The following is a 26,706-nucleotide window of genomic DNA, read 5'->3' on the forward strand; positions in this document are numbered from 1 at the left end:
ATATTGTTAACGCTGCAATGCTTTCACATCTTTAATGATTTTGTCGTAGGGCGTATCGATCATCCCGTCGTACTTGGCCACGACAGTGCCTGACGGGTCGACCAAGAAAAACGAAGTCCCGTGAATGACTTGATCCGAGGACTCATCCTTGGCAATGGCTGTCTTGAAGGAATCGAGCAAAAAGGTTTTGATCTCGCTGAACGAATAGCCGGTCAGCGCATGCCAATTCGAGAAATCGGCGTTAAACTTCGTCAAATATTGCTTTAACGCCTCCGGATCGTCCCGCTCCGGATCGACGGAGAACGAGATCAGCGTCGCATCCACGCCCGCTGATTGGAGCCGCTGCTGCAATTCAGCCATATTGGCCGTCATCGACGGACATACCGTGGCACAATAGGTGAACACCATGTCCGCGATCCATACCTTCCCTTTCAAATCGGACAAGGATACCGGATTCCCGTCTTGGTTCATGAACGCAAAAGGCGCCACCTCGTACTGAAGCTGATTCGGCTTCCCGCCGCTGCATGCGGAGGCGAACACCATCATCAGGCCAAGCAAGACGGATAAGACTGCTTTTTTCATTGGTCATCCCCCTCCGCTTGTGTGTGGGTAGAGAGCCATTGCGCCAACGTCTCGATTTCATCGGCACGAAGCACTTTTTTGAAGGCCGGCATCCCTTTGGCGCCATCCTGTATCGTGTCGATGAGCTGCTGCTCTGACATTTTCGAGCCAATCTCCTGTAAGCTCGGCCCCACCCTTCCGCTCAGATCAGCAGCATGGCAGGATAAGCACTGCTTCTTATATATGGTCATCGCCGCGGCCTCCCCAGGAGCAGCCGCTCCCGCTTCTCTCCCCTGACGGTCCGTTCCCCCGCTGCACGCAGCGAGGGCAAGCGCCAGCGCGACGATAAGCAGTCCAGCGCCCAACGATACCCCCCGTGAAGATGACCGCCTCATGTCTCCACCATATTGTAGAGCATAATCCACATGGAGCCGACCACGATCACGAGCAAGATGATCAAGCCCAAAATCAATGTCACCAGGTTATACCGGGGCTTGGGCTCCTCCCGCAAATGCATGAAATATATCAATTGCACGATGAACTGCAGCACGGCTGCCGTCATGAGCACGATGGTGTTCGCCATCCCCTCGGCCCAGCCGTACAGGACGGCCGTAATCGGAATGATCGTCAGCACGATCGAGAACAGAAAGCCGAGCGTATACGATCGGAAGGAGCCGTGGCTCCCGGTATCCTGCGGAGCTGTCGTATCATGCTGCGCCATCTATCTCACCCCCATCAAGTAGACAATGGTAAAGACAAAAATCCATACGACGTCAAGGAAATGCCAAAACAGGCTGATGACATTCACCTTGCGCTTCGTGACTGGCGTAATGCCATGCTTGGCCAGCTGAATCATTAACGCAATCATCCAGACTAATCCGATCGACACATGAAGCCCGTGCGTTCCGACCAAGGTATAGAAAGCCGAGAGGAACGCGCTCGTGCTGATCGTGGCTCCCTCGTGAACGAGATGAATAAATTCATTGACCTCCAACACGATGAAGGCGGTGCCGAGCGAGGCCGTGACACCGAGCCAGCCGATCAAGGCCCGGAGCTTGCCCCGGTGCATGGCCAGCACAGCGAGGCCGCTCGTATAGCTGCTCGTCAGCAGAATGATCGTGCTGGCGATTATACCGCCGAGCTGGAACAGCTCTTCCGGGCCCGGACCGCCGTTCCGGTTCGGCTGCAGGACAATATAGGCAGCGAACAACGTGCCGAAAATGATGACATCGGTCATCAGGTAGATCCAGAATCCGAATGTGCGCATGTCCTCCATATCCGGATGGTCATGATGATCCGAATGCGGCGCGGGATGGCCGGCATGTACGGAATCGTTGATGTGAGCCATTCTTGTATTACCCCCTTAGCGCAGCTTCTGTGCGTGTAATCTCCTCTACCGGGATATAATAGTCGGTATTGTAATTGAAGGAATGAACCAGCATGCATACCGCCACGCCGGCCAGACCGGCCACCGTCATCCAGACCCAGTCAAATACGAACCCGAATCCGGCCGTAAACCAGAACATCGACATGACAAAAGGAATGCCCGAATTGCGCGGCATATGGATCGGTTCCAGCTTCGGCGGTATTGAAGGCTGTTCCCCTCGCGCCCGCCGCTGCTTCTCCTCCCACCATTCATCCTGGGAAGACACTTGCGGCAGCGTCGCAAAATTATAATGCGGCGCCGGAGAAGGAATCGACCATTCCAAGGTGCGTCCGTTCCACGGATCTCCCGTTGTATCTTTTGGCGAGTACTTCACGCTGTACACGATCTGCCATACCTGGAGCAAGAAGGCGATTGCCATCAGCACGGCTCCGATGGTGGATACCAGATTCATTTCCCACCATCCTTTGTCCCATCCGTAAGTCACAAGCCGGCGCGTCATCCCCATTAGCCCAAGCACATATTGCGGCATGAAGCAGACGTAAAATCCGATATTCCAGAACCAGAACGCCCACTTCCCAATCCGCTCGTTGAGCGTGAAGCCGAACAGCTTGGGCCACCAATAATACAAGCCGGCGAAATAACCGAACACGACGCCGCCGATAATCGTATTATGGAAATGCGCAATCAGGAAGTAGCTGTTGTGAAACTGAAAGTCGGCCGGCGCAACCGACAGAAGCACCCCGGTCATCCCGCCGACGATAAAGCAGACGATAAAGCCGATCGTCCACAGCATAGGCGTCTCGAAGGTGATTTTCCCCCGGAACATCGTGAACAGCCAGTTGAACACTTTGACGCCGGTCGGGATCGCGATCAGCATCGTCGTGAGCGCAAAAAAGGCGTTGACATCCGCGCCGGAGCCCATCGTAAAGAAATGATGCGCCCAGACGAGAAACGATAAAATACTGATGATCATCATGGCGTACACCATCGATTTATAGCCGAACAGCTTTTTCTTCGCAAAGGTGGATACAATCTCCGAAAAAATGCCGAAGGCAGGCAGAATGATGATATACACCTCGGGGTGACCCCACATCCAGATCAAATTGATATACATCATCGGGTTGCCGCCGCCGTCCAGGGTGAAGAAATGCGCCCCCAAATAGCGGTCCAAAAACAGCAGCGCCAACGTTGCCGTCAAGATCGGGAACGAAAAGATGATCGCGATGCAGCTCGACAACACCGACCACGGGAACAACGGCATTTTCATCAGCTTCATGCCGGGAGCGCGCATTTTCAGAATCGTGACGATAAAGTTGATGCCGGTCATCAGGCTTCCGATCCCCGATATCTGGATCCCCCATATATAGAAATCCTGGCCGACGCCCGGATTGAACATCCGCTCCGAATAAGGCGGATACGCAAGCCACCCCGCATCGGGGGATCCCCCGATGACAAAGGACAAGTTGAACAGCATCGCGCCCCAGAAGAAGAGCCAGAAGCTCAGCGCATTCAAAAACGGAAAAGCGACATCGCGCGCGCCGATCTGCAGCGGCACGACTACGTTGAACAGACCGAACATGAACGGCATCGCCATAAATAGAATCATAATGACGCCATGAGTCGTAAAGATCTGATTATAATGATCCGGCGTCAAAAAGCTCAGCTCCGGCATCGCCAGCTGCGCCCGCATCAGGAGCGCGTCCACTCCGCCGCGGAACAGCATCAGGAAAGCGGAGAGGATGTACATGATGCCGATCTTTTTATGATCGACCGTCGTCAGCCATTCACGCCACAGCCAGCCCCATTTTTTGAAATACGTCAGTCCAAATACAATCGCGATAATGGTCAGAACGATGGTGACATCGGCACCGTATATTAACGGGTCGCCCGTCACAAAAAATTCCGATGCAAAGCTTTTTACTTTCTCCCACATGGAGCAGTCTCACCTTCCCTTTCGATTCGAACCCCGTTAATCTTGGATCTTGATGTTCTGAATGTCTTCCCAGGACAAGCCATGGTTGTGCGAGGAAGCATACTTCGTGACCGTCATATAGAACAGGCCTTCCGGGAACGAGGAAAAGGTCTTCACGTCGGATGCGGCTGGCTCCGCCAACTGCTTGTAGCCTTCCAATGTGAGCGCAGGCGACGCGGCCTTGACCTCGCTCACCCATTGTTCGAATTCCTCCTGGGAAGTGGCTTCCACGTCAAAGTGCATCTTCGCAAAATCTTTGCCGGTGAAGTTCGCACCCGAGCCCCAATATTGGCCGCGCTCATCCGCCTGCAAATAAAGCGTCATCGCCATCCCCGACATCGCGTACATCTGACCGCCCAGCTGCGGAATCCAGAAGGAATTCATCGGCGAATCGGCCGTAATCTCGAATCGGATGGGCACATCCTCCGGGATCTTGATGGTATTGACCGTCGCGATGCCTTGCTCCGGATATTGGAACAACCATTTCCAGTCCAGCGAGGTCGCCTGGATGGTCAGCGCTTTGTGGTCGGATTCGAGGGGCTTGGACGGCTCCAGGGCATATGTGCTCTGTACGGTAATAATGCCTAACACGGCAATCACCACGATCGGAATCCCCCACCAGATGACTTCCAGCTTGGTGTTGTGTTCCCACTCCGGCGCATACTTCGCTGTCCTGCCCTCCTTGTCCCGGTAGCGCCACACAATGATCGCCGTAAGTATAAGAACCGGCACGATAACGATAGATGCCAACACGGTGGAGATCACCATGAGATCCCGCTGTTGTTCGGCAATCGGCCCTTTCGGATCGAGCACGATGATATGCTCGGTGCATCCGGTCAGCAAGAGCATCGGCACGAGCATGGATACGAACGCCAGCCAGCGGAAGGCGTTGGATCTCTTCATTTTTTCATCTCCTATCGAATGGTGTGATTTACATCACGCCTTACTTTAAAAGGGAACGGTACAGGTGTCACCATCCACTCGCGAAATGAAAAAACCGACCATGTTCAATAAACTGAAACATTTTGTTCACTAGTGATCCGTCCGTCCCCCATAATAGGCAAAAACGCCTTCAACCCCGCTATGATAGCGAAGTTGAAGGCGTCTTTGTGAAATGACCTTCAGGTTTGCCCAGCCTTAGTGAATTCGATGCTTCCAAGATCGGATGGCGATGTCCGTCAGCACGCCGAACAGCAGCGTTGCCAGCACATTATGGAGAAGGCTGGCAAATAAATAGGCATTCTCGTCGGCTATCGTCGCCGTGAGCAGTCCGCCGCTCATAATCTGTGCGATGGTGAGCGCGAGGGCTATCACGGTTCCGTATTTCCAGTCGGATCGCCGGTTCTTGATGGCGGCGCGGCGAACAAGGATATGCAATCCGGCAAGCAGAAGAAGCAGGACCGCGGCGGCGACGCGATGCGCGAAGACAATTCCCGACGCCCCGGACAGGTACGGGATCAGCTGCCCATTGCATAGCGGCCAGCCCATGCAGGCCCCTTCGGTCCCCGTATGACGGATGTAGGCTCCCAAATACACGACGCCATAGCAGTAGATCCAGATCCCCCATGCCGCGATGCAGATCAATTTCGGAAGTTGGCGGGAAGAAGCAGGCTCCTGCTTTTGATCCACCCGATAACACCATGCCACCAGCAGCATGCTGCTGGCTACCGCAAGCAGCGATATCCCGAAGTGAAGCGCCATAACGGCCGGCTGCTGCGGCCATTTGACCGCCGCCGCTCCCATCAAGGCCTGGACGATCGTGAACAACAGCGTTCCGCCGGCATACGCCACCGCCTCGCGATGATGTCTTAGATAACGCCATGTATGCCAGAACGTCACCACCACAAGGATGCCCACGATTCCGGTAACGAAGCGGTGCGAATACTCGATTAAGGATTCCAGCGTGTAGGCCGGGACAAATTTCCCGTTGCACAAGGGCCAGTCATCTCCGCAGCCGCGCCCGGAACCGGTCTTGGTCACAAGAGCTCCCGCAAGCAATACAAGAAACATACCGACGAATGAAGACCATGCCAACAAGCGGTAACGAAACGATAACAAAAGACATGACCTCTTCTCTGTGCTGTATTATCCTACTGTCGAAGTAAGCCTGACTGCTGCACTTCCGTATAGAATCGATTGAATTCCTCGATATTCATCTGCTGTGCGGCGTCGGATAATGCGGTGGCGGGATCGGGATGAACCTCGATCATGACGCCGTCTGCCCCCGCGGCCAGCGCCGCCTTGGCGCAAGGTGCCATAATATCCTTCCGGCCGGTGGAATGCGTGACATCGACAAGCACCGGAAGATGGCTCTCCTGCTTCAGAATCGGAACGGCAGAAATATCGAGCGTGTTCCGGGTCGCTTTCTCATACGTCCGAATGCCGCGTTCGATCAGCATCACTTGGGTATTGCCCCGCGATACAATGTATTCCGCCGCGTGGAGGAATTCATCGATCGTGGCCGCCAACCCGCGCTTTAACAGGACCGGCGTGCGCACCTCTCCCGCCGCCTTCAGCAGCTCGAAATTCTGCATATTTCTGGCGCCGATCTGGATCACGTCGATATACTCGCAGGCCATCTCGATATGCGCTGGGTCCACGATTTCGCTTATCGTCTTCAATCCGAACTCGGTGCCGACTTCTTTCAATATTTTGAGGCCTTCTACCCCGAGACCCTGGAAATCGTAAGGGGATGTTCTTGGCTTGAAGGCTCCCCCGCGCATGACCGTAATGCCTGCTTCCTTGAGCGCCGCGGCGACTTGGCGAACCTGCTCATAGCTCTCGACCGAGCAGGGTCCGGCGATCATGACAGGCGTTCCCCCTCCGATCGCAATCGGATCCAGCGTGACGATAGTATCTTCCTGCTGATTTTTGCGGCTGACCAGCAGATGCTTTTTCTGCTCCTCTTGTTGAAGGTTCAGCGACGCCTGAAAAATTTGCTTGAACAGGTGGCGAATCGTTTTGTCGTCAAAAGGCCCTTTATTGCTGGCGACTAACCTGTCAAGCATCGCTTTTTCCCGCACCGGGTCGAACCTGGGAACGCCCTGCTTCCCTTTTTCATTCCCGATCTCCTGGGTAATGCGCGCCCGTTCCGATAGCAGCTCCAGCAGTTGTGCGTTAATCGCGTCCAATTGCTCCCGCAATTGATGTACATTTCGTTGCGTCATGGCGTTCTCTCCTTTTCTCTTTCTACAAAAAACACGACCCAAGGTCGTGTCTGGCTTAGGGCGCCCGAGGGCGGCCAAGGCGAGGCTCCGCAGCGATGCGGCCCTCCTATCATTATGACATGCCTGCAGTTCGTACGACTTCTTGTTTTTTATCGTTCACGATCAATTGAAAGACGTCTGGACGGCTATAATGGCCCGTCACATCGAAATCAAAACGGCTTTGGGCAACCTCGGAAAGATCGAGGGTGGCCATGAGAATGCCTTCCTCGTTATAGAGCGGCTCCACGACATACTCGCCAAGCGGACCAACAATGGCGCTTCCACCTCTGCACAGCATATCGGGATCTCCCTTGATGTCCTCATAGCAGGCCACATCGGCAGGATAGGAAGCCTTGGTCGCGAACTGATTGCAGGCAATGACGAAGCAGCGGCCTTCACAGGCGATATGCCGTATCGTCGCTTGCCACGTATCGCGGGCATCTGCCGTAGGAGCCAGGTAAATGTCGATGCCTTGCGCATACATGGCCATGCGGGCGAGCGGCATGTAGTTCTCCCAACAGATCAACCCGCCGATTCTTCCGACAGGGGTGTCGATGACCGTCAGCGTGCTGCCGTCCCCTTGACCCCATAACAGCCGTTCCGAACCGGTAGGGACAAGCTTGCGATGGGTGCCTAACAGACGGCCGTCCGGACCGATGTATACGATGGAATTGTATAGCGTTCCGGTACTGTATTCCCGGTCCCGCTCCACTACGCCGATGACCAGATACACGCCCAATTCCTTCGCCAGCTCGCCCCAGGCCTCGGTCTCCGCCCCCGGGATATCGATGGCGCTGGCCCAATAGCGCTCCCAGTCTCTTCTCCCGTCGGCATTCCGGCTGCCGACGCGCGCGCCGAAGCTGAGTCCCCGCGGGTAGCCCGGAACGAACACCTCCGGGAACACAATCAATGCCGCCCCTTGTCCGGCTGCCTCTCTTGTCATCTGGGCAATCTTATCCATGGCGCTGGGCTTATCGAACAAGATGGGTGCGGATTGAATGGCAGCAACCTTGATATAACGCTTCTTCATTCCCCTATCCCCCTTTCATGCCGCCTTGAATATAACGGAAATGCCTCAACCCGTAACCATCCAATCTGACGATTTCTGGACCAGCCACTTTGCCTGGCAAACCGGATTGCCCTAATCCATCCCAAATGGGTGGTTACTTTCCGAACGCAATGCTTTACATTCTTGATTACATTCATGCGACGAGAAGCATGTTCATGCATGGTTCATCACTTATTTTGAGAAATGGAGTGGATAGCAGTGCTTACCCAAGATCATTTGCGTGGCGTTATGGTTCCTATCGTTACGCCCTTCGATCGCAGCGGGAATGTAGACTTCGACTCGTTCAAAAAACTGATTGCGCGCTTGGTGAGCAAAGGAATTCACGGCCTGATCGTGAATGGAACGACCGGGGAATCCCCGGTGATCGAATCCCGCGAGCTGGAAGACTTAATCCTGACCGCGCGCCAAGCCATCCCGGCAACTCTAGGCGTCCCGCTCATTGTCGGTACCGGCTCTAACAATACGTCAGCTACCGTGAAGAGAACCGCGCAGGCCAAATCGCTTGGAGCGGATGCCGCTCTCGTCGTCACGCCCTATTACAATCGTCCGTCGCAGCAAGGCATCATCCAGCATTTTCAGGCGCTTGCCGAGGCAGAGCTGCCCGTAATTCTGTACGATATCCCTTATCGCACGGGGGTGCAGCTTGAACTGGAGACGATAAAAGCGATCATGAGGATGGATCATGTGATTGGACTCAAGGAAAGCACAGGCAATTTGAAGCGGCTTGCCGCCCTGGCCCGCTGCATGACCAAGCCGGTGCTGTGCGGAGAGGATGAACTGTTTTTTGCTTCCTTATGCTGCGGAGCGGCTGGAGGAATATTAGCCAGCGCGAATCTGGACAGCGATCAGTTCGTGCAAGTATATGAGCAGTATCAGACGGATAACATCAATGAATCGCGGCGAATATTCGATCAACTGCTGCCGCTTATCCAGTTTCTCTTTTCCGAACCGAATCCCGCTCCGCTGAAATGGCTGCTCGCGCAGCGCGGACATATCCGGTCTGACCGGCTTCGCCTGCCGATGACCGCGATTAGCAGCGCCGCGAGCAAAAAGGGAACTCGTCTCATCCAAGGGCACGCGGGAACATAGCATCGAACGCCAAAAGCCTCCTCACCCTTCTGGTGTGGAGGCTTATCCATGTCAGCCAATGGCATGTGCTGTCCATTCCGACAGCAGCAAGCGGGCCAAGTTGCTTAATTCTCTGTTTTTTAGTCTCTTATTATTCCACGGCTCGACCCTCTTATCACTTCTTTTCCTTGTTGATTCCTATATACCGACTTCAATTCCACCTTTTTGAAGCCTTCCAATTGTTCAAGATTGGTTAGAGTTATTTTACATGTAATCGTATCGCCAGTAAAAACAGGCCGAATAAATTCACTAACCATCTCTCTTGCGATATAGTTTAAATCACCGCCAATCTTTGTTCCTATACTTGCAGTTAATAAACCCTGAACCATTAAACGTCCTCTTTCATCAGGTTCTACATGGTGCCTGCCTTGATCCCCAGAAATACGTCCAAACTCCAAAACATCTTCTTTCGTAAACGTTCTTTCCCATGTAAAAACATCATTTATTTGAATCATCACTTCCCCTCCTTCAAATGTAATATTCTGTTTTTCATCCTAACACAGTGTTGAATGAATGACCATTCATTTTTTGCCTTGTTCTACCAAAAACACCTTTTAGAAGTATAAGGACTGCACATTGGAATGCTCTGTCCATTCCGACAGCAGCAATCTAGCCGGATAGCTTAATTCTCTGCTTTTATGAACGATCATTCCATGCGTCGAGCGGATGTCTGAACGGATGGGAAGCACGTCGAACTCTCCTGAGACAAGTTCGGCTTGCACCGCAATTTCCGGAATCAAGGCAAAGCCTGACCCGCATTTCACGGATTGCTTAATCATGTCGAGGCTTGGGAGCTCCAGCGCCTCCTTCACGGCAATGCCCGCCTCCTGCAGCGCCTGGTTCGCTTGCGTATGATACAGGCAATCGGTTCCGAAGCTAATCAAGACCTCTTGGCTTAACCGCTGAAGCCCTTCCGTCTCCACCTCCCTCATCAGCGCCCGGGAAGCAATAAAAATCAATTTCTCTTCCACCAAGGGATAAAAGACGATATCATGCCGCTGCGGATCGCGCGGAACCATGCCGAAATCAATCGCATGCTCCAGCACATGATCGAGAATATCCTGATAAAAGCCCGCTTCAATCCGCAATTTGACTTCCGGGTACTTGTTCACAAAATACGGCATAAAGGAAGAAAAGCGCGTCAGAAAAAAAGATTCCTGCATACGAAGATAAACCGTGCCCTTGGGCTGCTCCAACTCATTCATCGCTTCCTCGATCGAAGATCCCAAATGAACAAATTGATAGGCATATTTCATCATTTTTTCACCGGCGGGCGTTGGCTTCACACCGCGCGGCAAGCGATGGAATAATTTCTGCTTGCACGCCTGCTCCAGAGACTGAATATGGGTGGTTACCGTCGATTGAACATATCCCAACCGATCCGCCGCCCGGCTGAAGCTTTTTTCTTCCATCACGGCAATAAAGGTTTTCATGACTCTTCCTTCCAGCAGTTCTATCATAGGTCCCCTCCTGATATCGAAAAACGAAATACATTCTATCGTATTTCCTCATGACTGCGATAGCTAATTCCATGATATCATAAATCTCGCAACAATATCACAAATCGATTTCAAAATTCGATAGGAAAGCGAGAGGATGAAGAATGAGTAAAAAACAAGGTTTCCGATTGGGTGTCTATATTTTCAAAGATGCCGAAGTCGTAGATTATGCAGCGCCATACGGGGTATTTTCGGTAGCGCGCAGGCTGGATCCCGGGCTTGATGCCTTTCTGGTCGCTGATGCGTTAAGACCCGTCCAGACCCAAGCCGGCCTTACAGTCCACCCCAATTACAGCTTCAATGACATGCCGGATATGGATGCCTTTCTCATCCCTGGCGGGTTCGGAACCCGGCAGGAGACCTACAACAAACGGCTGCACCAATTTATACGGTCTCTGCCCGAGACGACCTTGCTGACCAGCGTATGCACCGGCTCCTGGATCTATGGGAACATGGGGCTGCTCGACGGGCTGCCGGCGACCAGCCGCAAAGAACCGGATCGGATGGAAGCTTCCGACATGGGCAAGGTGCCCATCGATCGGCTTGCCGAACTCGCGCCGGCGTGCACGATCAGCCGGGCACGCATTGTCGATGCCGGCCGAATCATTACGGGCGCAGGCATCGCCTCCGGCATGGAAATGGGCTTCCATTTGTTGCGACGGGCCGGATATGACGAAGCCTTCATCTCGGATGTAGCCAGAGTGATGGAGTATGCCGAAGCGTACAGCATCTACAAAGATGATATTGAATATTTCAATCCAATTGGAAAATAAAAAAATCTGCCGAACGAAATCGACAGCTTCTTCAGCAGCCGCTTCCCGGTTTGAACCGGGGAGCGGTTTTCTGTATCACCTTGATGCCATCCCATCCCCAATCACGAATCTGGGTGAATGACCATACAATACACGAGATAAACATCTGGGAGTGAATGAACTTGATCAAACTGACATTGGAAATGGCGAAGCTGCTGCTCGCCGCCGCGGAACGGAAGTCTCGCGAGCTCGGTCTATCCGAGGTGATCGCTATTGTGGACGAAGGGACGAACCTCATCGCGCTGCACCGGATGGATAATGCGCGAATCGCCGCTATCGATATCGCTGTCAACAAAGCATGGACCAGTGTGGCGATGAAAATGCCGACATCCAATCTGTCTGAGGCAGCGCTTCCCGGCGGCCCGTCCTTCGGCATCAACACGACGAATCAAGGAAGAATCGTCATCTTGGGCGGAGGCATCCCGCTTGTCAAAAAAGGGGTCCTCGTCGGGGGAATCGGCGTAAGCGGCGGCACAAGCGCTCAAGACATCGAAGTGGCCAATGCCGCCGTGCAAGCGTTCGAGAGTATTCACGAGCGAGGCGGCTCGCCAATCGGAACCGTACGAATTGGCACGCACCATTCAGCGGTTCCCTCGCCTTACTTCATTCGTGAATGAACTAATCACTTTTCACTGAAGGCAATTTGCACGGCGATAAGCCCCAGCAAAGAACCTTGGATATAGTTCATCTTGCGAGAGATCGACGGATTTCGTAACAATAGGTAACGCAGTTTTTCCGCAAAAAAGCTAATCACACTAAACAGTATGATGGCCTGGAGAATAAAAACGATCCCCAGAACAAGCATTTGTACCGGAACATGACCGGCTGCTTGATCGACAAACTGAGGCAGTAAAGCCAAGAAAAACAAAGACACTTTCGGATTCAGGAGATTCATCAAAATTCCTTTTTTGTATAACGCGTAATAGTTTAACGATTTCTCATCATTCATCGTGAGACCGGCATCTTTTTCACGGAACGACTTCCAGGCCAAAAACAATAAATAGGCTGCTCCGGCATACTTCACGACTGCAAATGCAAGTGTGGATTGATAAATGATCGCAGAAATCCCGAATGTCGCGGCGGCAACGTGTACGATAAGGCCTGAACAAAGCCCAAGTGCCGTTGCTATGCCTGCTTTTCTCCCCTGCGATATGCTCTGCGCAAGGACAAACACATTATCTGGGCCAGGCATCAATGTAAGAAGAACGGCTACCCCCAGAAAAGATAATACAGACAGAATGTCCATTCCATCAGCTCCCCTCGTTTCATTTTAATCGGTTCCATTCGTGAAGCCATGCAGATTTCTGCGAATAATCGATATAAATTCGGTAACGTAAGCTTCGGATTTTTCGTGTTTACGCGTACATAAAGCAATTGTATTGACGGGAAGCAGCTCGTCCACATGCACTTGTGCCAGCTCTCCCCGCTCGACATACTCCCTGGCTACCAGAGAAGAGATGAAGCTGGCTCCATACCCGGAAGCGACTGCATGTATCGTCTCGTTCAGTCCGCTAAATTGGAGCGCGACTTGGGGAGGGCTTACCATGTACGTCTTGCATAGAGAGAATAGCCGCTCCCGAACCGCGCTTCCTTCCTCCCTCATAATAAAAGGCTCCGTCATCATTTGACGAAAGGTGATATGCCGATTCGCATACTTGTGGTCAGGAGCGACGACGAACCATACTTCATCCTGATACAGCTCCTCCCGATGCACTTCCTCGGAATGACTATCGGGCTCCCCTCCGCATACCGCGATATCCGCCGCATAATGGATGAGCTGCTCCAGCGCCTCCTGCGAGTTCGCCGTTGTAATCAACACTTCAATTTCCGGATGATTGCTTTTGAATTGGGCGGCCCATCTGGGAATGAGGTAGCTCGTTGCCAGATAGGTTCCGACGATACGCAATCTCCCGCTGCGATGATTTCGATAATCATCCACAATCGCTTCGATTTGCTCTTCCAGCGCAAAAAGCCGCTTTGTCGGATTCATTATTTTTTGTCCAATGGCTGTAAGCGCGACTCCCCTTCCTTTCGGTTCGAACAAAGATACACCCAATTCCTTCTCGAATTTCTTGATCTGGGCCGTGATGGCCGGCTGGCTAATATTCAGCTTCTCCGCCGCTTTCGTAACGCTGCCTGTCAAGGCAACGGTATAACATATTTTGAGGGCATGCAAATTCATACCAGGCGCTCCTATTATATATTTTCATTATAAGTATCGTTCAAAATATATTATTATTCTATATTTTTCAATAGTATACTCGAGACGATAATGGAAGTAAATATGGAGGGCTGCACCTTGGCAAAAACGACTTTATACTTGACGAGACATGGACAGACGGAATGGAATGTGGAAGAGAGAATGCAGGGTCACAAAGACTCGCCTCTTACAAGCTTGGGCGTGCTTCAAGCGGAATGGCTGCAGCAAAGATTAGAGCCGGTGCCGTTGGATGCGGTCTACTCAAGCTCCAGTCTGCGGGCATGGAGAACGGCCCGGATCGTAACGGGCAATAAGCAGGTCAGCATCAGGCCGATGGATGAATTAATGGAAATCAATATGGGGCTGTGGGAAGGGCAGCATATCGAATTTATCGAGAATCAGTTTGCGCAGCAGTATTTTCATTTTTTCAACAGCCCGGATTTGTATCAGCCAACAGGCATAGGAGAAACTTATGAGCAATTGATAAGCAGGGTGATCCCCGCTATCGACAGCATCATCTCCAGACACCAGGGCAAGACGGTGCTGATTGTGACTCATCGCATTACCCTGAAGACCATTATGGGCTACTATGGAAATACAAAATTGCATGAGCTTGGAAGCTTGCCGGATATCCAATCGACCAGCCTCAGCAAAATATCGATAGAGGACCATGTTCCCATGATTGAAATGTACGGGGATACATCTCATTATCAATAGGGAGTGCGGAATTCTCCCTTTGCCGTGGGGAGCGCACAAGGCTGCAGGGTAAAACGAACAATGGACAATATTGAAGCGGGGAAAAGCGGATGATGATGGAGGAAGCCATGAAATCCTGCGTAAATCAGGCTGTTGGAAAACCCCTGTTTTTCGGAGGGTGAGTACCTAATCGAAACTTGGCATTCAGAGCGTCATCGCCTTCTGGAGACATCCTAATCTCCTGGGGTTTTAACGTGTGGAGGGAATTGCTGCTATTTTACAGGATTTTCGGCTCAATGAGTCCACATTTCGAGGAATTGCTGCACGGCTACATCATTTTAGGCCCTTTTTAGCTAAGTCGAGGAGAAACGGGTGAAATTGCTGCAGTTTTACAGGATTCCCTTTCTGGTGAAGTCGTCCCTACCGAATTGCTGTATTTGTGCAGGATTTTGCCTACTGAATCAACGTGTCTTGCGAAACCGTGCAGTTTTGAGGACTTCGCCTATCGGATAGACATTTCATTGTGCAGTTTTCAGGCAATTCGATCAGATAAAATTTTTCTACTGAGAGACAGGTCCTGATGAAGTGCCCAAAAATCCTTTGGACTTTCTCAACAGCCTGAAAAATGCATCATTTTCTGCTATTTTTGTTTTTTCTCTGTAAGCATGGCTGAAATTGATGCCGTTTTGCAGCAATTCTTGTAACGGACTTAACATCATATAGAAAAACTGCATATTTGCAGTTTTTCTGCAAGTCGCGCATTGAGACGCAAGGGGACTGTCGCTCACTGCAGCTAAAACTACGCATGAGATAGCCCTGCTTGCGTCTGGTTGCCGATTTTAGCTCCGATATGAATCTTCTTGGCTTTGTTCCACCGCCTCTTTAATTCGAGAGCGAGCAGCATATGCGCATCCGACCCTCGACAGATCTGACGTACACATTACTTCCGATCAATTGCATAGTTCTCTGTGGCATTCTATCCGCTGTTCTCTAGGAAAGCTTACGCAATGCTGCAGGAAGTAGACGCTTCTATCCAATTTTGGACACACTTCTCCCGTGTTGTGCAGCATCAAAGAAAACAGCAGTGGACACAGGGTTATTTTAACCCTCAAATATTTTTCGTCTATCATAAGCAAAGAAAATCATTACAACACCTAAAAGAGCGCAAACTGTATACATTTGAGAATAGGACGTAAAATCTGCGACTGGTCCCATTACTGCACCGCCTAAAGTAATACCTAAATCAGCCATGGCAATAAATAAACCGAGTAACACATTACGATTTGCATTTGGTAAAACAAATGTCAAATAGGTTGTTAATGTAGGATACAATAACGCCTGAGCTATCCCCATTAAGATAGCTCCTATGTATAAAAAGATGGCCCCACCTGTTAACGAATAGCTAACCATTCCAGCTGCGACTGTTAAAATAGACATAATCCCCATTACAAATTTGGGGTGCCACTTACCATCGGAAGGAATTCTCTTTCTCAGCGTAAACCTTGCCAAAACAATTGTACCTGCTTGAAGCATTAAGTAAATACCAGCATTGCCACTCGTTAGTTCATTAGCATACAGAGGGATAAACGTTGCTATTGCACCAAACACTGTAGATGCTGTTAACATTAGTACACTGCATTTAAATAAAAATGGGTTTGTCACCAAATAACTAAAGGATTTAAATACATTAGTATCAGTTTCAGCTTCTGTCTCAATTTTAGCTTCATTATTATCTTTTATTTTAATACTATAACCAAAAACCCCTGTCATCACAGCTATACCAATCATAGCAATTGTAAAGTAATTCATACCCCCGCTTTCCCATATCCCTAATGCAAGAATAGGTCCAATAATACCAGGCATATAAGTGAACAAGGAATACAAGGATACACCTTGTGAGCGCTCCTTCTCTGGTAACGCATCAATAATGCCAATCTGTAATGCCATCGAGAAAAAGGCCGTAGAGACCCCTTGAAATATACGCGCTACAAAAAAGCCACCTAATCCTGATACTGTATAAGTAATCAAGGCTAGACCATTAAATAAAAGTATGACACGCAAAACCCTTATCGGTCCGTATTTATGAATAATTTGACCTGCCCATGGTCTGAAAAACATAGTCGTAAACATATAGGCGCCCATGATTAATCCAATTGCCGTATTGTTAGCACCCAAAGTTTTTCCATGCAAAGGTATGATGACATTCAATATGGAATTAGCACTAAAAAAAAGAAATGCCAACATATATAAACGCATAAAAGACCAAGACATTGCTATATTCAAGTTATTACCCCCTGGTTTGAAATCCTTTAAGGATGGCAACTTTCATTAAAGCAACTGCCTTCATTTATTACTTCACAAAAACTCTTCTAATATAATTACTTCAAGACTACTTTGAAAAATATACAATTGCAAGCTCCGTCCAGGATGATTAATCAGTCTCATCACTTGGAAGCTTGCCGGATATCCAACCGACCAGCCTCAGCAAAATATCGATCGAGGACCATGTTCCAATGGTTCAAATGTACGGGGATACATCTCATTATCAATAGGGAGAACAGGTCTTGCCGGCGATATAAAACCGCCCCGCTTCCAAGGAGGGGCGGTAATATTTATTATGTTAACTGGTACAACGATTTGGTTACCATCTGGCGGCCCATGCTTCGATTTCGACTTTGAGAGAAGGAAGCGCCAGAGCCGGCACATAGGACATCGTCATCGAAGGAGCGGTCCCCCCATGGAACTTCTCCCATACTTCATTGAAGTAGTTCCAATCCATTTCTTCCGTGGCCAAAATATTGATTTTGATAATATTATCGGCACATACCGATTCCCCTTCCAAAATGCGCAGAATATTTTGCAGCGTATTATACAGCTGCTCGTTCATATCCGAGGGCATGTCTCCGTTCATGTCGGTTCCGACTTGTCCGGACAGAACTAACAACTCCGCCCCTCTTGGGACAACGGTAAGATGTGTATAAGGGCCGACGGGAGAGGCAACCGTATTCGGATTGCTGCGTTGAACCTTTTTGGCCTCTTTCCCTTCCTTAGCATCGTCGTCGTTTACGATGGCTAATGTCTGATGATCTTCCCAATAGCCGTTAATTTTTACGTTCTTCTTGGCGATGCCTTCTTTATGGAACCCGGCCTTGAGCAGCACTTTGATGGAACCCGTGTTATGCGGCATGACTCCCGCTTCGATGCGATGAAAATCCAGTTCGTCAAAAGCATACCGAACAACAAGCTTAACCGCTTCGGTCATATAGCCTTTCCCATTGTGTTCCTGATCCAGAAAGTAGCCAATCCAACAGCTTTGCAGGTTGTATCTGACGACTTCGGTCAACATAATCTCGCCAATAATCTGGCCAGAATCCGGCAAGCAAATGACAAAGAAATATGCTCTGTCTTCTTTGCTTTGCTCTATCGCCTCTTTAATTCGAGCCGCCTGCCCCTGGAGCGTATAGAAAGACGCTTCCCGCAACCCTGTGAACGGTTGAAAGAAATCCCTGTTCTTTACTTCGAGAGCGAGCAGCATATCCGCATCCGACTCCTCGACTGGTCTGACGTACACATTACTTCCGATCAATTGCATAGTTCTCTTCTCCTTTGGCAAAAAATTAAAAAACGCCACAGGAACCCTGTGGCGCTTATCACAAGCTATGTAACCACAGGAAAGCGGCCTGTGGCATTCAATCCGCTGTCTTCTAGGAACGCAATGCTGCAGGAATAGCCGCTTCTATCCAATTTTGGACACACTTCTCCCGTGATTGTGCAGCATCAAAGAAAACAGCAGTGGAGTACCCGGTACCTGCAGACAAAGACTTCAAAGCTCTCTTCTTCATACGAATACTCCTCCTTTCGCTATTTCCTCGTTATAAGCGCAAATGATGGTACCATTCCAATTTCTAACACACATTCTTCACGAACCAATATATACTTATTTCAATACTACTTTGAAAAATAAACAATTGCAAGCTCCTTCCATGATAATGGATACGTTTCATATACGAGAGCGCTAATAAAAAAAACGAGGCGCAGCAGCGATTTCAACATCGCCCTGCCCCTCGTTTTGCTTGCCTTTCATTTCGTCCTTACACCTACACCAATTTCACCAAATGATATTTCTTCTTTCCTTTGCGAATAATGATGAAGCGGCCTTCAATCGCGTCCTCGGCGCCGACGACGAATTCCAGATCGCTCACCCGCTCGCCGTTCAGGGAAATGGCGCCATTTGTAATATCCTCGCGCGCCTGGCGCTTCGACGGCTCAATGCCTGTATCGACGAGCCACTCCACGATATTCTTGGATTCCGCGGAAGCTTCAAACGTCGGCATTTCCTTGAAGCCTTGCTCAATTTCATCCGCAGTCAATGACCGGATATCGCCGCTGAACAGCGCGGCCGTAATTCGTTTCGCCTGCGCCAGCATTTCTTCGCCGTGAACGAATCTCGTCATTTCTTCGGCGAGCGTAATTTGCGCTTCGCGCTTATGCGGCTCGGTGCGCACTTTCTCGGCCAGCGCTTCAATCGCTTCTTTATCGAGGAAAGTGAAGTATTTCAAATATTTCACGACATCGCGATCATCGGTGTTCGCCCAGAACTGGTAGAACTCATACGGCGTCGTCTTCTTCGGATCGAGCCAGATCGCGCCGCCGGCCGTTTTGCCGAACTTCGTGCCGTCCGCTTTCAGCATCAGCGGAATCGTCAGGCCGAACGCCTTGGCCTCAGGGCCTTCCTTTTTGCGGATCAAGTCCAGGCCGCTCGTAATATTCCCCCACTGATCGGAACCGCCGATTTGCAACTGCACGCCCTCTTCCCGGTACAGATGCAGGAAGTCCATCGATTGCAGGATCTGGTAGGAGAATTCAGTGTAGGAGATCCCGCTCTCCAGGCGGCTTGACACAATATCTTTGGCCAGCATCGTATTAATGCTGAAATTTTTCCCGTAGTCGCGCAAAAAGTCAATCACATTCAACTGATGCGTCCAGTCATAATTGTTCACCATGCGCAGCTGATTGTCTCCGTCGGTCAGGAACAGCTTTTTCATCTGCGCGGTCAGCGCATCCACATTCGCCTGCACCTGCTCCATCGTCTGCAGCGACCGCTCGGATTGCCGTCCGCTCGGGTCGCCGATCGTTCCGGTCGCGCCGCCGATCAGAATGACGGGCTTGTGCCCGGCCAACTGGAATCGCTTGAGCATCATGAACGGAATGAGATGCCCGATATGCATGCTGTCTCCGGTCGGATCCACCCCGCAGTACAACGAAATCGACTGCTCTTCCACCAGCTTGCGCAGCCCTTCGGCATCCGTCTGTTGATTAATCGCCTCGCGCCATTCCAATTCATCAATAATATTCAACATTCTCAGCTCCCTGCCCTGTTCTTTGTCTTATAAGCCTGAATATACGCGAATCCGTGAAAATAAAAAATCGCCCCTGATCTGCACCAGATCCAGGGACGATTGAATAACCGCGTTACCACCCAACTTGTACAATGACCGGAACAACCGGATCATCATACCGCTCTCAGCCCGTTATCGTGAGCTATCCCGCTCGGCATTACCCAAGATACTCCAGAGTGTAATTCGCAAGGAAACAGTATGCTGCCAGGTCCCATCAACCCCTGGCTTTCTGTGAACAGTGACTGCCTGCTACTGCGCTCTTTCAACGTATATTCCGTATAAGATTACAAGCCATTATAGTGAATTATGAACCGGTTGTCAAATAGTTGGCAGCCAAATTATGACCTGCAATGAGCCGCTCTCCCCTTTACAAAACATTTATATTGAATTTACGTCCCGATTACACATTCTTGCCATTCCTTTAACAATTCTCTTCCATAATGAAGGAGGTTAAGTACATATTTGGTTGGAGGGATACCAATTGAAATTATTCGTACGGAAATCACTGGTTGCTGCGCTGGCGCTGCTGATGCTTCCATTTGGCGCATGGCAATCCGACAAGGTACTGGCCGCGGGAGCAGGGAAGCGGCAGCCGGAATCCAAAAACATTATTGTGCTCATCGGCGATGGCATGGGACCCGCGCAAGTATCCGCAGCACGGATTTACTCCAAAAATAAGCTAAAGAAGCCGGCCCTGAACCTGGACAGCATGTACGTCGGTCAAGCTACGACCTTTGCTGACAAAGGCGAGGACGGAGATACAATCGTGTCCGGAGAAGTTACGGATTCTGCATCAGCGGGAACGGCCTTCGCGACCGGTCATAAAACTTACAACGCTGCCATCAGCGTCTCGAACGAGGATATCTCCAAGCCATTCGCTTCCGTGATTGAAGCTTCCAAAGCCGCCGGCAAGTCGACTGGACTTGTGACGACAGCACGCATTACGCATGCTACTCCGGCCGTGTACGCCGCGCATGTCCGCAATCGCGACAATGAAAATGCGATCGCCTCTCAATATTTGGAGTCCGGCGTTGATGTACTGTTAGGCGGCGGCAAGCGCCATTTCGTCAGCAAGAAGGAGAAAGGCAAGCGTGACGGCAAGACGATCATTCCCGATTTTGAGAAAAAAGGCTATAAAGTCGTATACGATAAAAAAGGCTTGGCAGCGTTAACGTCCAACAATCAAAAAATTCTCGGCTTGTTCCATGATTCTCACGTCGATTATGTGCTGGATCGCAAGCCGGAGACCCCGAGTCTTGCCGACATGACGGCTAAGGCGCTCGAATCTCTGTCCTCGAATCCGAATGGGTTCACCATGATGGTCGAAGGCGGACGAATCGACCATGCCGCCCACGCGAACGATTTCGGCGCCATGATCGAGGAGACGCTCGATTTCGACGCCGCCGTGAAGGTGGCGCTTGACTTCGCGAAGAAGGACGGCAACACATCCGTTGTCATTACAGCCGACCATGAGACGGGCGGCCTCTCGCTTGCCCGCGACAATATTTACGAGTTGAACGTAGCCGCATGGGACGCACAAAAAATCTCTTCCGAGCTGCTCGCGCCACAGCTTGCGCAGGCAACGTCCACAGCGGAAATCAAGGAGCTAATCAAGAAACATACCGGATTTACAGATATTACGGAAGAAGAGGCGCACTATATTATGGAGGGAGACGGCACCTCATATAAGCAGGAAGGCGCCTTCAATCAAGTGATGGCCAAACGCTACTTGATCGGCTGGTCCGGACATGGCCACTCGGCCGTCGACGTCGGCGTGTGGGCTTACGGTCCGATCGTGCAGCATGTCCAAGGCCAGATTGACAATACAGCAATCGCAACCAGCATTGCGCACGTCGCCGGACTGGATCTGGCACTAGCAACAACCAATCTGCAAAGCAAGCACCTGTACCCGAAATTTAAAGTAAACGATGACGGCACCGTACTATTCCCTGCCGTCAAGCTCGCACAAGCGCTGCAAATCAAAGTCACGGACAACAAAGATGCGAAGGTTACCACATTTACGAAAGGCAACGTGACATTGAAAGTACAGGGCGGCAGCAAAGTGACCGTGAACGGCAAAGCCAGCACCCTTCCGGCCGAGCTCGATGGCAATATCCTCTATCTCAATCTGGAAGCGTTCAGCCAATTGACAGGCCAAGCTTTGAAGTGGGATGCCTTGTCCGAACGCATCATACTGAAATAAATGTTTATCGGGCGGGATGATGCTTATCATCCTGCCTTTTTTTATGGGGCGGCCTTGTGAGCCGACTCGCTCGTTCAGCCGTCTAGTCAAGGCGGACGACGCGCTTTCTTGTTTGGGCTGGCCGCACCCGCGTCTTCGAGCAAGGCTGCCGCGTCAGCGCCTTCTAGCAAGGCCGCCGCAACAGCGCCTTCTCACCGGCAGTGCCCTATCCCGCGCGAGAAGAGCAGCCGCCGCCTGTCCCGCCCCATCGTCAATCCTGCAAAAATGCAGGATTGACCCTGCGGGCAAGCGTACTCGAAGCGAATCCTGCAAAATTACATCATTTTTCCTCTATAATGCTTAGTCCGCCCGTTATTTCACGAAAATACTGCAGCCCTGCAGCATTTTACTCTTAAATTAGCGAAAACGGCCAAAATTCCTGCACTTTTGCAGCTTTGGTCCACGGCCAAGTATGGCCCGCCATCATGCTTTGGTCCACCGCCAAGTAATGGATGACCATCAGTTTTGCTCCACCATCAATAAGTGATCCGAATAAATTTTCCGATACAATATACTCTATCATCAACTAAATTGCAGGGACAATATGGGCATCACATTGTAATGAACAATAAGCAAACAGCCTTAATCCGCTTGCACATCAGACTAAGGCTGTTTCTTTGGTTTCCAACAATCAAGCCTTTCCGCCGGCCCACACGTCTTTGACGTAGCGCCCTTCGGCCTCGAGCCGGGAGAGCCAAGCTACCGCCTCCGCTTCGCTAACGCCGTGAACCGTTTGATAGCATTTCCGCAAGGCGGCCTCTACATCCGGAGCCATCCTGCTTCCATCGCCGCACACATAGAACTGGGCTCCCCGATCCAGCAGGCCGATGATTTCCATTTCCCGCTGCTGCATCAGATGCTGGACATACGTTTTCGGCTGCCCTGGAAGCCGTGAAAATGCGGTGTGCACCGTAACAAGCCCCTCTTGCTGGAACTGCTCCAGCTCTTCCAGGTAGATATGATCCGCTTCATCGCGGCAGCCGAAATAGAGATGTGCCGAGCCAAGCTGGACCCCTTTCCGCTTGAGCTCGCGGCGAGCCTGAAGGAACCCGCGGAACGGCGCGACCCCTACTCCTGGTCCGACCATTATCATCGGAGTTCCCGGATCTTCCGGAAGCCGGAAGCCTGACTCTGGCGTGCGGACGAACATCATGACGGACTCTCCCGCCTGCAGGCCGGCAAGATAATTGGATGCGACGCCGCGGTACTCGCCTTGGCCGCTCCAGGCGGGACCTTGCACCACGCTAACCGTAATGCTCGCCTGCCGCGGCTGCACGCGCGGAGAACTGGACATCGAATAGTATCTCGCTTTCAGCGGAGGCAGAAGCTCCAAAAACCGTTCGAACGGCATTTCACATGCTTCATATTTTTCCAACAACTCAAGCATCGATATCCGCTGCTGCAAAATATTCGATTTGTATGCCTCTTCCTCCAGCAAAGCTTCGAGCTCCCGCTTATGGGGCGGGCATGCGGTCCGTGCGGCAAGCTCCCGTATCTGCACCCGGGTCGCGGCCTCCTGCAATTCCACGCTGCGGCCGAGCAGCTCGTACAGCTTGACAGGACGATCCAGCGGCAGGTGCGCCACACGCAAGCCGGACGTTTTCAGAATGACATGATCGTTGCCATCCAAGCCGAAGCGGCTCAAGACACGTTCGACGAGCTCCTTCCGATTTTGAGGGAACACGCCCAAATGATCGCCCTCTTGATACACGCTCCCTTCCGGAAGTGCAATTTCAATATGGCGCGTGCTGCGTCCGCCTCCTGCTTTTTGAAGCTCGCGGTTGATAACGACCTTGGCATAATGGGCGTCGTACGATTCGGCAAGCGGCGCTTCTATCATGCCGCGGACCACATCCACGGACAGATCGGGGCCTGCCTGGTGCTCCATAGCTTGGAAGCTCAGACCTAACGAACTCATAACGGCAGGCCAGAGCTGATCGCGCCAATTCTCCACCTCGGTCTCGAAATCCCCGCCAACATCGCCGCCGCCCAGCGGTACAAGCCGCTTCGCCCCTTTGGCCGCCATCTGCCCGTCAATCCATGTCGGAACGCTCTGAAATGTGCTGGCCCAGTTGCGATCGCCGCAGCCAAAGACACAATAGCGAATCCCTTCCAATTCGCCGGGAGCCGCCTCGCGCAGCCATTGTACGAAGCCGCGCGCATTATTGGGCGGCATGCCGTTATAGGACGACGTAACGATATATATCACGCCCTCCGCGGGCAGCTTCCCGGCATAATCGTCGAGCGGGGCTACCTTGCTCTGGAAGCCCTGGTAACGCGCCGTATCCGCCATCTCGCGGGCAATCCCCTCGGCCGTGCCCAGGTCGGAGCCGTACAGCACGAGCAACGGGGTATCATGGCGCTCCGCCGGATCCAATGCTTCCAGTTCGGCCGCATTTTTTCTAAGCGCTGGCGTCCCGCTCCCGCCGCCTGCGAAAATAAAGCCGGTTTGTCTGCGGCGGGGACGGATTTTTATCGTGAAGCCATCGGGCTTCACCGTCAGCGTCTCCTTCACCTTCAACTGGTAACGGGTATGATCGATGAACTCGAAATGTTTGAGCAGCAGTCCCAGCACCAGCGTCGCCTCTTGGAGCGCGAATTGCTGCCCGATGCAGGCCCGCTGCCCGATTCCGAACGGCTTGTATGCATCATGCGGCACCCGGCTCGGGTCCTCGAACCGTTCCGGGCGGAACACCTTCGCATCCTCTCCCCACGCGGACACGTCCCGATGCAATTGGGGAATCAGAACAACCATCCGGTCCCCTTGATTCACCGCATATTTTCCCGCGAGCACCGTATCCCGCTTCGCCTGCAAAGAGAATCCGGGAGCTGTCGGCCACAGGCGCAGCGCTTCATCGAGAATCATGCGGACGTATTTCAAGTTCTTCACCTGGGCGTAAGTGGGAACCGGATCCGTTAACACGCGGTCTACCTCATCGTATCCCTTTTGCAGCTTCTCGGGATTGTTCAACAGATAGTATAGGGCAAAGGATAATAAACCGCTCGTTGTCTCATGACCGGCAATCAGGAACGTAATAATCTGATGCCGAATATTCGTGTCATCCAGCGCCTCTCCCGTCTCCGGATCTTGGCCCTTCAGCATATGGGCCAGCAGGTCATCCTCTTCCTGCTGACCGTGGGCCTTCCGTTCGGCAATAATTTTGTCGACCAAGGAGAACATGAATTCGAGATCCTCCTGGAGCTGGCGTCTCGACTTCACCATCAGCATATCTTGAATGCCGAGGCGCTGCGCTTGGCTCATCGTTTCACTGAGCGCCCGCACCATGCTGGCGACGAACGGATGAGATTGTTCACGGTAAAAGCTGTTAAACCGGTAATTGAAGCCGCATAGCCCGATCGTATCCAGCGCCAGCCGCGTCATATCTTCCGGCACGTCCACGCTCTCATCCGGATTCAGGCGTGACCACTTCTGCACCAGCTGGATCGCGATCTCCAGCATCTTGTCGAAATATCCGCGCATCGCCGTCCGGCTGAAGCTCGGAAGCAATATATTGTGAGCCTTCCGCCAATTCGGCTCTTCGGTTTCCGAAGTGAACAACCCGTCCCCCAAGATGGCGCGTACCTTTTCCAGCACGGTTTTGTCGACGATCTTGTCAAAACGGGACGGATCGGTAAGCTCCTTCACCAATTCATAGCCCGACACAATGTGCAAATGTCCAAACGGCAGTTTTAAACGAAAAAATTCACCATACTCTTCCGCCAGCTTCATGAACGACTGAATAGGCATTTCCGTGTCAAGCTGGGGCAGGTTGCCAAGCGGCCCATACGTTCTGGGCTGTGGAATCGCAATCGTCATGCTACTACGCCTCCTCATGGTTAATGTCGCGGAATGAATATTCATTCCGCTTACGGTATGAAAAACGACCGAGTCAATGGACTCGTATCGCATTCCAACAACATTCCTCCACGCCAGCAAGAAGCTCGTGCGTTTCCTCCAATACCTCCGCTCTGATCGTTTCGAACAGTTTGACGAGGGCGCCATAAAAAATAGAGATCAAGGCATTAGGCGGCAATGGGGAGATGATTCCTTGCTCCTGTCCTTGGACTAAGAAGCGACGAATAAAATCCATGCCCACTTCGAATGATTTCAGGCTTTTTTCATCCAGTAATCGAGGATTCAAATGCGAATCAATGAACGAAAACGCTTCTCTGTTTCCTTTGGCAAAGTGGATCGTCTGCATAAAAATGTGATGAAATTGCTGCCGCACGGTACCCGATTCGGGGAAACCATGGGTTATCGTGTGGAAAAATCGCTCCGTCCATTCTTGAAACAATGAATTCAGAAGGACCTCTTTGTTTTCGAAATACCGGTAAATGGTACCGGCTCCCACGTTGGCGCTATCGGCTATCATCGGCACGGTAGTCGCATCAAAGCCACGATCAGTAAATAATTGCAATGCTGCCTGTAAAATATCTTCTCGCTTCGTCGTCGCCACAAACCTCACCTTTCTTACGGAATGAACGTTCATTCCTTAGTATATTATACCAATAATTTCAATATTTCAAGGGCATAA

General features: G+C 51.4%; 25 protein-coding genes and 1 other annotated feature. Of the genes, 5 read left to right on the forward strand and 20 right to left on the reverse strand.

Annotated elements, in window-relative coordinates:
- Positions 1 to 6 precede the first annotated feature (6 nt).
- From NNL35_RS19465 to NNL35_RS19505, 9 genes are all read right to left on the reverse strand, one after another.
- Entirely contained in the window at positions 7 to 582 is a 576-nt protein-coding gene (locus tag NNL35_RS19465) for an SCO family protein (RefSeq protein ID WP_006678441.1), read from the reverse strand.
- Positions 579 to 926 (reverse strand): c-type cytochrome, encoded by a 348-nt coding sequence (locus NNL35_RS19470; protein ID WP_006678442.1) that lies wholly within the window; start codon positions 924 to 926, stop codon positions 579 to 581. Before NNL35_RS19470 ends, NNL35_RS19465 begins: the two co-directional genes overlap by 4 nt.
- Positions 927 to 952: 26 nt before the next feature.
- Positions 953 to 1,282: a cytochrome o ubiquinol oxidase subunit IV gene (cyoD, locus tag NNL35_RS19475; protein ID WP_006678443.1), complete on the reverse strand. Its 330-nt coding sequence runs from the start codon at positions 1,280 to 1,282 to the stop codon at positions 953 to 955.
- Positions 1,283 to 1,909: a cytochrome o ubiquinol oxidase subunit III gene (cyoC, locus tag NNL35_RS19480; protein ID WP_006678444.1), complete on the reverse strand. Its 627-nt coding sequence runs from the start codon at positions 1,907 to 1,909 to the stop codon at positions 1,283 to 1,285.
- Positions 1,910 to 1,916: 7 nt separating this feature from the next.
- Entirely contained in the window at positions 1,917 to 3,881 is a 1,965-nt protein-coding gene (locus NNL35_RS19485) for a cbb3-type cytochrome c oxidase subunit I (protein ID WP_006678445.1), read from the reverse strand.
- A 36-nt stretch (positions 3,882 to 3,917) separates the two neighbouring features.
- Positions 3,918 to 4,823 (reverse strand): ubiquinol oxidase subunit II, encoded by a 906-nt coding sequence (gene cyoA, locus NNL35_RS19490; RefSeq protein ID WP_006678446.1) that lies wholly within the window; start codon positions 4,821 to 4,823, stop codon positions 3,918 to 3,920.
- Positions 4,824 to 5,057: 234 nt separating this feature from the next.
- Positions 5,058 to 5,978 (reverse strand): COX15/CtaA family protein, encoded by a 921-nt coding sequence (locus NNL35_RS19495; protein WP_006678447.1) that lies wholly within the window; start codon positions 5,976 to 5,978, stop codon positions 5,058 to 5,060.
- A gap of 32 nt (positions 5,979 to 6,010) precedes the next feature.
- On the reverse strand, positions 6,011 to 7,087 hold the full coding sequence (locus NNL35_RS19500; protein WP_006678448.1) for a bifunctional 3-deoxy-7-phosphoheptulonate synthase/chorismate mutase: 1,077 nt from the start codon (positions 7,085 to 7,087) through the stop codon (positions 6,011 to 6,013).
- Between the two features lie 112 nt (positions 7,088 to 7,199).
- On the reverse strand, positions 7,200 to 8,156 hold the full coding sequence (locus NNL35_RS19505; RefSeq protein WP_006678449.1) for a carbon-nitrogen hydrolase family protein: 957 nt from the start codon (positions 8,154 to 8,156) through the stop codon (positions 7,200 to 7,202).
- A gap of 222 nt (positions 8,157 to 8,378) precedes the next feature.
- Between NNL35_RS19505 and dapA the strand changes: the two genes are divergently transcribed.
- The gene (dapA, locus tag NNL35_RS19510) at positions 8,379 to 9,284 is read left to right on the forward strand and encodes a 4-hydroxy-tetrahydrodipicolinate synthase (protein WP_100226412.1); all 906 of its coding nucleotides are present in this window, start codon (positions 8,379 to 8,381) and stop codon (positions 9,282 to 9,284) included.
- A gap of 119 nt (positions 9,285 to 9,403) precedes the next feature.
- Here the strand turns inward: dapA and NNL35_RS19515 are convergent, their stop codons facing one another.
- Together NNL35_RS19515 and NNL35_RS19520 are read right to left on the reverse strand one after the other, a co-directional pair.
- Positions 9,404 to 9,778, reverse strand: coding sequence for an FAS1-like dehydratase domain-containing protein (locus NNL35_RS19515; protein ID WP_006678451.1), 375 nt, complete (start codon positions 9,776 to 9,778; stop codon positions 9,404 to 9,406).
- A gap of 99 nt (positions 9,779 to 9,877) precedes the next feature.
- Positions 9,878 to 10,783, reverse strand: a complete 906-nt coding sequence (locus NNL35_RS19520) for a LysR family transcriptional regulator (protein WP_006678452.1) — start codon at positions 10,781 to 10,783, stop codon at positions 9,878 to 9,880.
- Between the two features lie 143 nt (positions 10,784 to 10,926).
- On the opposite strand from NNL35_RS19520, the gene NNL35_RS19525 reads away from it, so the two are divergent.
- A complete protein-coding gene (locus NNL35_RS19525) occupies positions 10,927 to 11,595 on the forward strand; it encodes a DJ-1/PfpI family protein (protein ID WP_040732887.1) in 669 nt (222 codons plus the stop codon).
- Between the two features lie 161 nt (positions 11,596 to 11,756).
- Complete coding sequence (locus tag NNL35_RS19530; protein ID WP_006678454.1) at positions 11,757 to 12,251, forward strand: GlcG/HbpS family heme-binding protein; 495 nt, start codon at positions 11,757 to 11,759, stop codon at positions 12,249 to 12,251.
- Positions 12,252 to 12,256: 5 nt separating this feature from the next.
- Here NNL35_RS19530 and NNL35_RS19535 read toward each other — a convergent pair whose 3' ends face one another.
- Entirely contained in the window at positions 12,257 to 12,880 is a 624-nt protein-coding gene (locus NNL35_RS19535; protein WP_006678455.1) for a LysE family translocator, read from the reverse strand.
- Positions 12,881 to 12,904: 24 nt separating this feature from the next.
- The gene (locus NNL35_RS19540; RefSeq protein ID WP_006678456.1) at positions 12,905 to 13,816 is read right to left on the reverse strand and encodes a LysR family transcriptional regulator; all 912 of its coding nucleotides are present in this window, start codon (positions 13,814 to 13,816) and stop codon (positions 12,905 to 12,907) included.
- A gap of 117 nt (positions 13,817 to 13,933) precedes the next feature.
- Here NNL35_RS19540 and NNL35_RS19545 point away from each other — a divergent pair, with 117 nt between their 5' ends.
- A complete protein-coding gene (locus NNL35_RS19545; RefSeq protein ID WP_006678457.1) occupies positions 13,934 to 14,551 on the forward strand; it encodes a histidine phosphatase family protein in 618 nt (205 codons plus the stop codon).
- Positions 14,552 to 15,090: 539 nt separating this feature from the next.
- On the opposite strand, the gene NNL35_RS19550 is transcribed toward NNL35_RS19545, so the two are convergent.
- From NNL35_RS19550 to tyrS, 5 genes are all read right to left on the reverse strand, one after another.
- A complete protein-coding gene (locus NNL35_RS19550) occupies positions 15,091 to 15,249 on the reverse strand; it encodes a hypothetical protein (protein ID WP_254553676.1) in 159 nt (52 codons plus the stop codon).
- Between the two features lie 382 nt (positions 15,250 to 15,631).
- Positions 15,632 to 16,813, reverse strand: coding sequence for a staphylopine family metallophore export MFS transporter CntE (cntE, locus tag NNL35_RS19555; protein ID WP_040734548.1), 1,182 nt, complete (start codon positions 16,811 to 16,813; stop codon positions 15,632 to 15,634).
- 358 nt (positions 16,814 to 17,171) lie between these two features.
- A complete protein-coding gene (locus tag NNL35_RS19560; protein ID WP_006680055.1) occupies positions 17,172 to 18,122 on the reverse strand; it encodes a GNAT family N-acetyltransferase in 951 nt (316 codons plus the stop codon).
- A gap of 112 nt (positions 18,123 to 18,234) precedes the next feature.
- Positions 18,235 to 18,372: a hypothetical protein gene (locus NNL35_RS19565; protein ID WP_006680056.1), complete on the reverse strand. Its 138-nt coding sequence runs from the start codon at positions 18,370 to 18,372 to the stop codon at positions 18,235 to 18,237.
- A 255-nt stretch (positions 18,373 to 18,627) separates the two neighbouring features.
- Positions 18,628 to 19,887 carry a tyrosine--tRNA ligase gene (tyrS, locus tag NNL35_RS19570; RefSeq protein WP_006680057.1) on the reverse strand — a complete coding sequence of 420 codons (1,260 nt, stop codon included), beginning with the start codon at positions 19,885 to 19,887 and terminating at the stop codon, positions 18,628 to 18,630.
- A 91-nt stretch (positions 19,888 to 19,978) separates the two neighbouring features.
- Positions 19,979 to 20,204, reverse strand: a binding site (T-box leader).
- A 254-nt stretch (positions 20,205 to 20,458) separates the two neighbouring features.
- Here tyrS and NNL35_RS19575 point away from each other — a divergent pair.
- Positions 20,459 to 22,132: an alkaline phosphatase gene (locus NNL35_RS19575; RefSeq protein ID WP_193372704.1), complete on the forward strand. Its 1,674-nt coding sequence runs from the start codon at positions 20,459 to 20,461 to the stop codon at positions 22,130 to 22,132.
- Positions 22,133 to 22,802: 670 nt separating this feature from the next.
- On the opposite strand, the gene NNL35_RS19580 is transcribed toward NNL35_RS19575, so the two are convergent.
- Together NNL35_RS19580 and NNL35_RS19585 are read right to left on the reverse strand one after the other, a co-directional pair.
- The gene (locus NNL35_RS19580) at positions 22,803 to 25,988 is read right to left on the reverse strand and encodes a bifunctional cytochrome P450/NADPH--P450 reductase (RefSeq protein WP_006680059.1); all 3,186 of its coding nucleotides are present in this window, start codon (positions 25,986 to 25,988) and stop codon (positions 22,803 to 22,805) included.
- Between the two features lie 73 nt (positions 25,989 to 26,061).
- Entirely contained in the window at positions 26,062 to 26,628 is a 567-nt protein-coding gene (locus NNL35_RS19585; RefSeq protein ID WP_006680060.1) for a TetR/AcrR family transcriptional regulator, read from the reverse strand.
- Positions 26,629 to 26,706 lie beyond the last annotated feature (78 nt).

The sequence above is a fragment of the Paenibacillus dendritiformis genome (assembly GCF_945605565.1).
In the GTDB taxonomy this organism is placed as follows: domain Bacteria; phylum Bacillota; class Bacilli; order Paenibacillales; family Paenibacillaceae; genus Paenibacillus_B; species Paenibacillus_B dendritiformis_A.